The sequence below is a fragment of the Mycobacterium sp. genome (assembly GCF_035697385.1).
In the GTDB taxonomy this organism is placed as follows: Bacteria; Actinomycetota; Actinomycetes; order Mycobacteriales; family Mycobacteriaceae; genus Mycobacterium.
This window is the reverse complement of record NZ_DASSCY010000141.1, coordinates 1-10,285: the sequence shown is the minus strand read 5'-3', so window position 1 is coordinate 10,285 and position 10,285 is coordinate 1. Positions and strand designations below refer to the sequence as shown.

Annotated in this window: 9 protein-coding genes; 8 read left to right on the top strand and 1 reads right to left on the bottom strand. The window is 65.9% G+C overall.

All coding sequences use genetic code 11. The features are described 5' to 3' along the window. The 4 genes from mddA to VFH65_RS11990 form a co-directional block, all read left to right on the top strand. Positions 1-700 (top strand): methanethiol S-methyltransferase (gene mddA, locus VFH65_RS12005; protein WP_353321698.1); only part of this gene is annotated, 700 nt, incomplete at its 5' end. A gap of 30 nt (positions 701-730) precedes the next feature. Next, on the top strand, positions 731-1,783 hold the full coding sequence (locus tag VFH65_RS12000; RefSeq protein ID WP_353321701.1) for an ATP-dependent DNA ligase: 1,053 nt from the start codon (positions 731-733) through the stop codon (positions 1,781-1,783). 1 nt (position 1,784) lies between these two features. Next, positions 1,785-2,834, top strand: a complete 1,050-nt coding sequence (gene ligD, locus VFH65_RS11995; protein ID WP_353321696.1) for a non-homologous end-joining DNA ligase — start codon at positions 1,785-1,787, stop codon at positions 2,832-2,834. A gap of 111 nt (positions 2,835-2,945) precedes the next feature. After that, positions 2,946-3,599, top strand: a complete 654-nt coding sequence (locus VFH65_RS11990) for a cutinase family protein (RefSeq protein ID WP_353321700.1) — start codon at positions 2,946-2,948, stop codon at positions 3,597-3,599. Here VFH65_RS11990 and VFH65_RS11985 read toward each other — a convergent pair. Beyond that, positions 3,596-5,602 (bottom strand): serine/threonine-protein kinase, encoded by a 2,007-nt coding sequence (locus tag VFH65_RS11985; RefSeq protein ID WP_353321695.1) that lies wholly within the window; start codon positions 5,600-5,602, stop codon positions 3,596-3,598. The two genes, VFH65_RS11990 and VFH65_RS11985, sit on opposite strands and share 4 nt — an antisense overlap. 314 nt (positions 5,603-5,916) lie before the next feature. Here VFH65_RS11985 and VFH65_RS11980 point away from each other — a divergent pair, with 314 nt between their 5' ends. The 4 genes from VFH65_RS11980 (at position 5,917) to VFH65_RS11965 (ending at position 10,271) form a co-directional block, all read left to right on the top strand. Further along, positions 5,917-6,768 carry a hypothetical protein gene (locus tag VFH65_RS11980; RefSeq protein WP_353321693.1) on the top strand — a complete coding sequence of 284 codons (852 nt, stop codon included), beginning with the start codon at positions 5,917-5,919 and terminating at the stop codon, positions 6,766-6,768. 64 nt (positions 6,769-6,832) lie between these two features. Further along, entirely contained in the window at positions 6,833-8,335 is a 1,503-nt protein-coding gene (locus VFH65_RS11975) for a hypothetical protein (RefSeq protein WP_353321692.1), read from the top strand. An 87-nt stretch (positions 8,336-8,422) separates the two neighbouring features. Continuing rightward, positions 8,423-8,932 carry a hypothetical protein gene (locus VFH65_RS11970; protein WP_353321690.1) on the top strand — a complete coding sequence of 170 codons (510 nt, stop codon included), beginning with the start codon at positions 8,423-8,425 and terminating at the stop codon, positions 8,930-8,932. A gap of 58 nt (positions 8,933-8,990) precedes the next feature. Then, complete coding sequence (locus VFH65_RS11965) at positions 8,991-10,271, top strand: serine hydrolase domain-containing protein (RefSeq protein ID WP_353321689.1); 1,281 nt, start codon at positions 8,991-8,993, stop codon at positions 10,269-10,271. The last annotated feature ends 14 nt before the right edge of the window (positions 10,272-10,285 follow it).

Genomic DNA, 10,285 nt, shown 5'->3' with positions numbered 1-10,285 from the left:
CCTCTACGCGATCGGATTCGTCGGCGATGTGGTCGTGCCGCGAAGTGTCGACAACGCTGTTGACGCGTCGCTCGGCCAGGCGCTGGCCGTGAACCTATCGCTTCTGACGCTGTTCGCCGTCCAGCACAGTGTGATGGCGCGCCCGGCGTTCAAGCGGTGGTGGACACGTTACATACCGCAGCCAGTCGAGCGCAGCACCTATGTCTTGCTAGCGAGTCTTGTTCTTGCCCTGCTGTTCTGGCAGTGGCGCGCGATCCCGACCGTCGTCTGGGATGTGACGTACTCACCTGCGCGGTCGGCCGTGTGGGCGCTGTTTTGGCTCGGCTGGGTGATCGTGCTCGCCGCGACGTTCATGATCAACCATTTCGAGCTGTTCGGGCTACGTCAGGTCGTCGCCACTTGGCGCGCACAGCCCCAAGCCGACACCGGATTCCGAGTGACGATGTTGTACAGAGTGGTGCGCCACCCACTGATGCTGGGGTTCCTCATCGCGTTCTGGGCTGCGCCGACGATGACGGCCGGGCGCCTGCTGTTTGCATCGGCCACGACCGGCTACATTCTGGTCGCGCTGCAGCTAGAGGAGCGCGACTTGATGGCGACGCTGGGCGCCCACTATGCCGCATACCGGCAGAAGGTGCCGATGCTCGCTCCCTGGCCCCGAAGGCCTATACGCACTGGGCCGGCCCGATCACACCGATGACATTGCCCCGGCTCGGCGGTCTACGTGAGTATGGAAACCGTGGACCTCCCCGTGCTGCCGCCGCTAGAGCCGATGCTCGCCAAAGCCCAGACGAAAGTTCCTGCCGACGCGGGAGTGTGGTCCTACGAGCCGAAGTGGGACGGCTTCCGTGCGCTGGTGTTCCGCGACGGCGACGATGTGGTGCTGCAGTCGCGCAACGGCAAGGAGTTGGGCCGCTACTTTCCCGAGCTGCTGGACTCGCTGCGCGATGAAACGAGCGTGCGCTGTGTCCTTGATGGCGAGATCGTGGTGCCACGCGAGATCGGCGGCCGGATCCGGCTGGATTGGGAGTCGCTGTCGCAGCGCGTCCATCCCGCCGCCAGCCGGGTGAAAATGCTCGCCGAGCAGACGCCCGCACACTTCATCGGCTTTGATGCGCTGGCCACCGGCGACGCGTCGCTGCTCAAGGAGCCGTTCCGCGTCCGTCGTCAAGCGCTGGCCGAAGCGATCAACCACAAACAGTGGTGCCACGTCACCGGCACCACCGAGGATCCCGAGCTGGGCGCGCAGTGGCTGGACACCTTTGAGGGGGCCGGTCTCGACGGCGTGATCGCCAAGCGGCTCGACGGGCCGTACCTGCCTGGCAAGCGGGAGATGGTCAAGGTCAAACACGCCCGCGACGCCGACTGTGTGGCCATCGGCTACCGCATCCATAAGAGCGGCGAGGGCGTCGGGTCGATCCTGCTCGGCCTGTACCGCGACGACGGTGAACTGCAGATGGTCGGCGGCGCCGCGTCGTTCACCGCCAAGGACCGGCTCAAGCTGCTGGCCGATCTGGAGCCACTGCGCACCGGCGATGACCTCGTCGACGGCGAGCCCAGCCGGTGGAACTCGGCGGCCGACAAGCGCTGGATACCGGTGCAGCCCGAGAAGGTGTGCGAAGTGCATTACGACCAGATGGAGGGAAACACCGTGCACGGCAGGCGGTTCCGTCACGCGGTGAAGTTCGTGCGATGGCGGCCGGACCGGGATCCGGACAGCTGCACCTTCGACCAGCTGGACGTGCCGTTGAACTACGACCTGTACGACGTATTGGAGTCTTGAAATGCCAACGCCTGCAGAAGAACTCGATGTCGACGGGGTCAAGGTTCGGCTGACGAGCCCGGACAAGGTGTACTTCCCGAAGCTGGGATCCGAAGGCACCAAGCGCAAGTTGTTCGAGTACTACCTCGCGGTCGCGAGTGGCCCGATGCTGTCTGCGCTGCGCGACCGGCCCACGCACCTGCAGCGGTTCCCCGACGGCATCGACGGCGAGGAGATCTATCAGAAGCGGGTTCCGCAGAAGCATCCCGACTATCTGCAGACCTGCGAGGTGACATTTCCGTCGGGCCGCACGGCGGATGCCCTCAAGGTCACGCATCCTTCTGCGATCGCGTGGGCGGCGCAGATGGGCACGATCACGTTGCATCCGTGGCAGGTGCGTTGCCCTGACACCGAACATCCCGACGAGCTGCGTGTGGACCTCGACCCGCAGCCGGGCACCGGCTTCAAGGAAGCCAGGTCGGTCGCTGTGGACGTGCTCAAACCGCTGCTCGACGAGCTCGGGCTGGTCGGCTACCCGAAGACGTCCGGTGGCCGCGGTGTGCATGTGTTCGTGCGGATCAAGACCGACTGGGACTTCATCGTGGTGCGCCGGGCCGGAATCGCGTTGGCTCGCGAGGTCGAGCGGCGTGCTCCGGACGCGGTGACGACGTCGTGGTGGAAAGAAGAACGGGGCGAGCGGCTCTTCATCGACTACAACCAGAATGCGCGTGACCGCACGTTCGCGTCGGCGTACTCGGCGCGCAAGACGGCGATCGCGACGGTATCTACGCCGCTGACGTGGGACGAGCTGCGCGACGCCGACCCTGACGACTACACCATCGCCACGGTGCCGGATTTCGTTGCGGGGCGGCCTGATCCGTGGGCTGACATCGACTCGAACCCGCAGTCGCTTGAACCGCTGCTCGAGATGGTCAAGGCCGACGAAGAGCGCGGACTCGGGGATCTGCCGTATCCGCCGAGCTACCCGAAGATGCCGGGTGAGCCACCGCGCGTGCAGCCCAGCAAGAAGGTCGCCGCTAACTGGGACGACGACGGCAATCCGGTGAAGTGAGCCCCCGGCGCGACGGCGGCTGCCTACCATCGTCGGGTGACCACTGGCGTGGCACGCCCACGTCGCATCGCGCTTCGGCTTTGCGCCGCCACCATCGCGGCCGGCGCCGTGATGATCGCGCCCCTAGCCAGCCCACCCGCCGCGGCCCAACCGTGCCCCGACATCGAGGTGGTGTTTGCCCGCGGTACCGGCGACCCGCCCGGCGTTGGGCTGGTTGGCCAGGCCTTCATCGACTCCCTGCGCGCGAAGGTGGGCGGCAGATCGGTCGGGGTGTACGCGGTCAACTATGCCGCCACCATGAACTTTCTGCGGGCCGCCGAAGGCGCTGCCGACGCCAACAACCACGTCCAGTACATGGTCGCCAACTGCCCGGCCACCAGGTTGGTCCTCGGCGGCTTCTCGCAAGGCGCTGCCGTCATCGACTTGATGGGGGGCGTCGCTCCCGGCCTCGGTGCCATACCGGGCCTCGGTGCTATACCGGGTCTGGATGCCGTACCCGGCCTCGACCTCGCCGCCGTCGCGGCGCCGCTGCCCGCCGATGCCGCCGACCACGTGGCCGCCGTCGCCGTGTTCGGCAACCCGCTCGGCAAGATCCTCGGCCCGCTGAACGCACTGAGTCCGGTGTTCGGCGCCAAGACCATCGACCTGTGCAACGCCACCGATCCGATATGCGGCGAGGGCGACCTGGACAACCGGGCCGCGCACCACCAATACGTGCCGGGAATGACCGACCAGGCCGCGACTTTCGCCGCCGGGTTGGTTTAGTTCCCCGTGCGCGCGACCCGAGAGTCGAAGTCGCTGCTGAACGGACACCCGCCGGTCAGCGTGTAATGGCCCCGTCCGGTAAGCAGAGTGATGGGATCCTGCGCCGGCTGTGGCAGCGGATACTGCAAGCTGATCTCGCGATGGGCAGGGCCGCCGTTTTTGCATGTGGAGTCGGATGACGTGTTGGCCAAAACCCACTGGTTCTGCGAAAACAGCAGAATCTTGGCGTCGTCGGGGTTCAGCCAGTAGCTCAGGCAGCGCTCGCCAGTGCGAAGACAGTACGTCTGTATATCGAAGTTCACATCGGCGCTGCGACCGCCGTCGACATACGTGTCGGTCTCCTGATACCGGCCGTGCAGCCCCTGCGCCGGCGACGTCACCCGAGGCGGCTGGCCTTGCGGGTCGAGAACCGATTCTCCTTGTTCGACATCTCCTGTGCGAGTGAAGGTCACCTGTTGATTGCGGTTGCATTCCGTCGTCGATCGAACAACGAACTCGCCCTTCAGCGTTCCGTCGGGTTGGGACTGCAACGACATCGTCTCCCAGTACTCTGTTGGGGCGTTCTGGCATGTTCCCGGCGATGCGCTGACCGCCACCCACCGGCCGTCGATCTCGTCGAGTACCAATGTCGTTGCTGTTGTTTGACTTCCGTCGACCTTCGATGCGGTTGCCACACATTCACTTGCGCGGCAGGCCGATTCGATCACCCACGTCTCGCTTCCTCCCGACGCGTTCGGGTACGGCTGGCCGCTGGGCTCTGTCGGCGCGGCGAATTCGACGGCGAATCGGCCGTCGAGAGGCCCAGTCGCGCGTGGGGCGGATTCGTTGCCGCTGATGACGACCAGGATTGTGGCGAGAGCGCCGACCATCAGGATGGTGGCGATGGGAATCACCACGGCCGTGCGGCGCCACCACGGCCATGGCTGCGCCTCGGTATCCGGCGGTTGGTCCGGTGCGCCGTGATCGGACTCAGCGGGACGGGCCTGCGTGGATGCCCAAGCCTGCTCGACCTGCTCGGGCGGCCGCGCTTGCGTTGGAGCCCAAGACTTTTCGACGTGGTCTGGCGTCCCGGCCTGGGTGGGCGGCTGGGTTACCTCAACCTGCTCGGCTGCACGGGCCTGCGTCGGCGCCGACGGTGCGGCTGCGGCGATCGTGTGCATCGGGTCGGGCAGTGACGGTTGCGTGGGGGCGGCAGTGGCGATGGCCGAGCGGGCCGCTTTGGCCAATTCGATGGTCGTGCTGTAGCGCTCGTCGGGATCCTTGGCCATGCCTGCGGCGATCACCGCATCCAGTCCGGGCGATACGTCCGGCCGCGAAATCGATGGTCGCGGTGGGGGAGTCGTGAGATGGCCGGCGATCTGCTGCTCGACGCTGTCGCCGGGGAAAGGCCGACTGGACGTCAGCGACTCATACAGCACGCACGTCAGCGCATAAATGTCCGAGCGGGAATCGGTTTGACCGGTGGTAAACCGCTCGGGAGCCATATACGGCCACGTGCCGACCACGTTGCCCGTCGCGGTCATCTTTGTCTCGCCCGCTGCGCGGGCGATCCCGAAATCGATCAGATAAGAGAAATCATCCTCGGCGACCAGAATGTTGGAGGGCTTGACGTCGCGATGCACGAGCCCGATTCGATGCGCAGCGTTGAGCGCCGAGGCGATCTGCTCGACAATCTTCACCGCCCGGCCCGGATCGAGCGGACCGTCGGCGAGGACGTGCTCGAGATCTTGGCCCTCGATCAGGCGCATGTCCACATAGAGCCGGCCGTCGATCTCACCGAAGTTGTGGATGGGGACGACGTGGGGGTTGTTCAGTCCCGCGGCGGCAAAGGCCTCGTGCCGGAATCGCTGCTCGAATACCGGGTCGGCGGCCAGCTGCGCGGGCAACACCTTTACTGCGACCACCCGCTGGGTCGCGGTGTCGAAGGCCTTCCAGACCTCGCCCATACCGCCGCGGCCCAACAACTCGGTCAATTGGTATCGGCCGAACGGCGTTGCCTCCACTACGCCTCCTGCGAACTGCGGTGAACCAGCAGATTCACAGTCTTCACCATCGGTGCCCGGCCGGTGCCGTGTTTGCTATTGATGCCTCCACGCATTTGCCGCTCGACGGGGCGTGGCTGTGAGGTCAGAGTCGGTACCTAGCTTGGCTACCCCTTGATACTGCAACGGCGCCGCGGCATACCCCCACGCTGTGCTTAATCGCGCCGGCCGTTAAATTTGCTGAATTTGATGATTCCCGGATGCTGTCCCGCCGACGCTGCGACAATTCGACGATCCAGCGCGTAAGGGGAAACGCGTGGTTGAAGGGGGTTCTCATGTTCGTGTCCCGCCGACCCCGATTGGGCCTGTCAGTCGCTGTCGTGGTGGTGACGGCTGTTGCCGCACTCTGCGGAGTGCTCGCCCCCAAGGCCCAGGCGTTCTACATCTTCAACCACGAGCGCATCACTCGCGATGCGCTGACGCCCGTCGGGGTCGACAACACCGCCATGCTCCAGATATTCGTCGGTCCCCCACCGGGCGCCGGCGTAGTGGGTAGCGACGCGTTCTTCAGCGATGAGTTCCGGCATATCGACGACGCGAGGAATCCGGCCGACATCTGTGCCCGTACGCAGCAGGCGTGGAACTTCTTCATACCGATCGTGTTGAGCGGCGCGCTCCCCACCGGCCCCGGTGGCAGCGACCTCGTGGATGGCCCGTCGGCCCGCGCCGCGTTCGGCGGCCTGGCCCACGCCTTGCAGGACTTCTATTCCCACACCGACTGGGTTGAGGACAACATCGCCGTCGGCCAGCTGGAGCGGATGCCGCCGCCGCTGATGCCCAACTGCGATCCGGCCGCGCTGCCGCCCGGGCTGCATAGCGGGTTCTTCTCCCTGGACTTGGGTGGCAGCCATGAGGACCGCTTGGCGGGGTGTCCGCCCAGTGGTCCGCCGCCCGGCTACGCGGAGTGCCACTCGACCTTGAACAAGGATGCGTGGGACACCTCTCGCGGCATCGTCCAGATCGCGGGAACGAATCCGCCGATCAACAATTTCGATCTCGCCGCGCGGCTCGCGACGAGAGCCACCACGGACCTGTATTGGCAGGTTCGCGGGCTCGTTGTCGGCAACGCCGGGGAATGCGTCGCCAACAACTTGTTCCAGGCCGACCGACATGAACCATGTTTGTGATGAGTGACCGATCATGCTTGTACCACTTACCTTTTGGCGTGTCCGCGGCGTAACAGTCGTGGCGGTGTCCGGCGTGGCCATCTCGTTGACCGCGCTCAGCGCCGGAATTGTCCCGGCGTTGGCGGAGCCGCTGATCGAGACGACGACGACCGAAGTCGTTCCGACTGAAGAGGTCGTGACGGAAGAGGTCCCCACCGCGACCGAAGCGCCGCAGCTGATTCCGACGACTGTGGCCCCTCAACTGCCGGTGGTCACCCAGACGACCCAGGCTCCGGTGGTCACCCAGACGACCCAGGCTCCGGTGGTGACGCAGGCGCCCGCGATCGTGACGACGACTGCTGCTCCGGAGATTACGACGCAGCCGGAAGCGGTGACGACGACTGAAGCTCCCGACGTGACCACGACGGCTCCTACGACGGCTGCCACGACGGTGATGACGACCGCGCCGACAGTGCCGGCAAGCTCGACGGCAACCACGACCGCGACGTCGACATCTACGGGGCCGAGCGTGGCGTTGGTGCCATCGACGACGGCACCCAGTTCGAGCACAAGCCAGTCGACCGAGGGCAACACCTCGGCGCAACCGAGCGATCCCGATACGACCGCTGGTGGTGGAACGCCCGAGCCCTCAACCGGCGAAGAGGCTGCGGGAGTCACCAAGCTCGCGGAACCGGAAAGGCTCGAGGCGGCACCGCAGGACGTCAAGCTAGCCCAGCAGGCCGTCCCGGTCGAAGAGAACCCGAAACCGGCGCCGCAGAGCGAGATTGACCGCCTCAGAAGCTTGGTCGTGCCCGCGGCGGACCCGGTTGCGGGCGGTGCGACCAGCGTCGTCGCCGACGCCGGCCTGGCCGCCGCGAATCGTCCGGTCCTGCAATGGCAGCCGGCCTGGGTGCAGTACGACATGTACTACCGTCCGCTGATCTTCAACCCGTACCCGGAGCCGCTGCAGCTGGTCTATCAACTTGCGGGCGTGCCGCGGATACTGCTCATTCCGCCGCTGGGACGCATTGTCACCGAAGTGCGCGAACTCGGCTCGTACAACTTCACGGCGTTGCGGCTCAACGCTTTTGGCATACCCATCGACGTCGCCGTTGGCAATTTCTTCGGCGGCGGGTACTTCCCAGGACCGGGGCTGCCGCCTCCGCCTCCACCGCCGCCGGTGCGGACGCTCACCGACGTTCCCGTTCAGGTCAAGTACACCAACGCGACCTACCGGCCCATCCGGGTGCAGAAGATCGTCGATGTCGGTCCCGACCCGGCCGTCGGCGGCGAGCACAAAGTTCTTCTCGACGGCGTCACGCCGGCCTGGGGTGAATGGAAGCAGACCGAAACCGGCGCACAGCAATTCGAGGTGCACAAGACCCAGAGTTTCCCGGGAATGGAGGCGCCTGCGGAAGGCCCGCTGCCGGGCGATTACGACTTGCAATTGGTGAGCGACTCGTCTCCCACCGGTCTCAGCGGCAAAGACATCACACTCATCGTCACCGCGGCGATCGTGGCGGCCTTGGGTCTCGGCGCGATCGTCCTGACCATCGTCCTGGGCCGGCGGCGTCGGCCCCAACACTGACGCGATCGGCGAAAACCTACGTAAGCTCCTGCCTGCGACCGCGATAGTTGGCACAGTGAGGTCTGCGACCGACCGGTAGGGCAGGGGATGAGCGAACGTACTTGGACTGACGTGGTGCGCCGATGGTCCGCGGCGGTGGCGATCTTCGCCATGCTCGCAGGCGGGATCGGCATCGCGTCAATGTTTATCTTCGGGAACCACTCGCAGCCCGCGCCCACCGCTCGTACCCCGCCTCCACCGCCGCCGCCGAAAGTGCCAACGCCAAGGGAATTCACCATCGGCGTCACGGTGACGGCGCAGGACTGTCCGCCGCAGGGTGGATGCACCTACACGTACACGATCGAGCCGGAATACATCGGACGGCATCCGTTGCCGCCTGACGAGTTACGCATCGAATACGAGGTGACCGGTGGTCACGAGCCCCAGATCGGCGACTTCACGGTGCACGGGACCGAGGCCAGGATCATGAAGGATGTGACCTTGGCGGGACCGCCGGGCGCGCAGCTGAAGGCGCAGGCGACCAAGGTGGTCGTGCGGCCCGCTTTCGGTCCACCGATAAGTTCAAGCACCACGCCGCCGTCACCACCTCCGGGCTAAGCGTGCGATTTCACCATTCCGCACACGCGTCGTCGTGCGGCGCAGCAAAGTTGGCTTCATGACGAAGGCGTCGCTTCTTCGGGCCTCCGAAGGCCTTCCTGGTGGAGTGCAGGGAGCTGCGGATCCGCGCTTCGGAAACGTCGTTCGGGCGTTCAACGGCTTGTTTCCCGGGCGCCGGTTCGGCGGTGGGGCGCTGTCGGTGTTCATCGACGGGCGGCCTGTTGTCGACGTCTGGACGGGGTGGTCGGACCGAAACGGTGTTCAGGCGTGGACGGCCGATACCGGCGCGATGGTGTTCTCGGCGACCAAGGGTGTGACGGCCACCGTCATCCACCGCCTCGTCGACCGCGGCCTGCTGTCCTATGACGAGCCCGTCGCCGAATACTGGCCGGAGTTCGGCGCCAACGGTAAGGCCGATATCACCGTGCGCGACGTGCTGCGGCACCGTGCGGGCCTTTCGCACCTGAAGGGCGTGACCAAGGACCAACTGTTGGACCACCAGCTGATGGAGGAAAAGCTCGCCGCCGCAACGGTGGATCACCTTCGGGGTTGGCCGGCGTATCACGCCCTGACGTACGGATGGCTGCTGTCGGGCCTCGCCCGATCGGTGACGGGAATGGGCATGCGCGAGTTGATCCGTCAGGAGGTCGCTGGTCCACTCAACACCGACGGTCTGCACCTTGGCCGCCCGCCTGCCGGTGCGCCGACCAAGGTCGCGCAGATCCTCGCGCCGCAGAGCACAAGAACCAACCCGGTGTTCAACTTCGTCGCGCCGAGGGTGGCTGGGCTACCGCTGTCCGGTGCGTTCGGGGCGATGTTCTTTCCCGGCATCAAATCCTTTGTGCAAGGCGATATCCCGTTCCTTGACGGCGAGGTGCCTGCCGCCAACGGGGTGGTGACTGCTCGCGGTCTGGCCAAGATGTACGCCGCGATCGCCAACGGCGGCAGTATCGACGGAACGCAGTATCTGTCGGCCGAGTTGGTCCAGGGGCTGATCGGAAAGCCAAGGCCGTTGCCGGATCTGAACATCGGCGTCCCGATGCCTTTCCACCTCGGCTATCACGAATCTCCGATTCCCGGACTGCTCAAGGGCTTTGGCCACATCGGCCTTGGCGGGACGCTCGGATGGGCCGATCCAGCGACCGGAAGCGCATTCGCCTTCGTGCACAACCGGCTGCTGACGCCGATGGTGCTCGACATGGCCTCGTTCGCCGGGTTGGCCCGGCCGCTGCGCAACGCGACTACTGCCGCCCGGCACAACGGCCCGGTCCACGTGCCGGCCTACGGCGCGCGCTATCGCGAGCAGGCGGTGACCAAGAAGGTGGCCGGGCGGCGCTAGCCGGTCGGCACGAT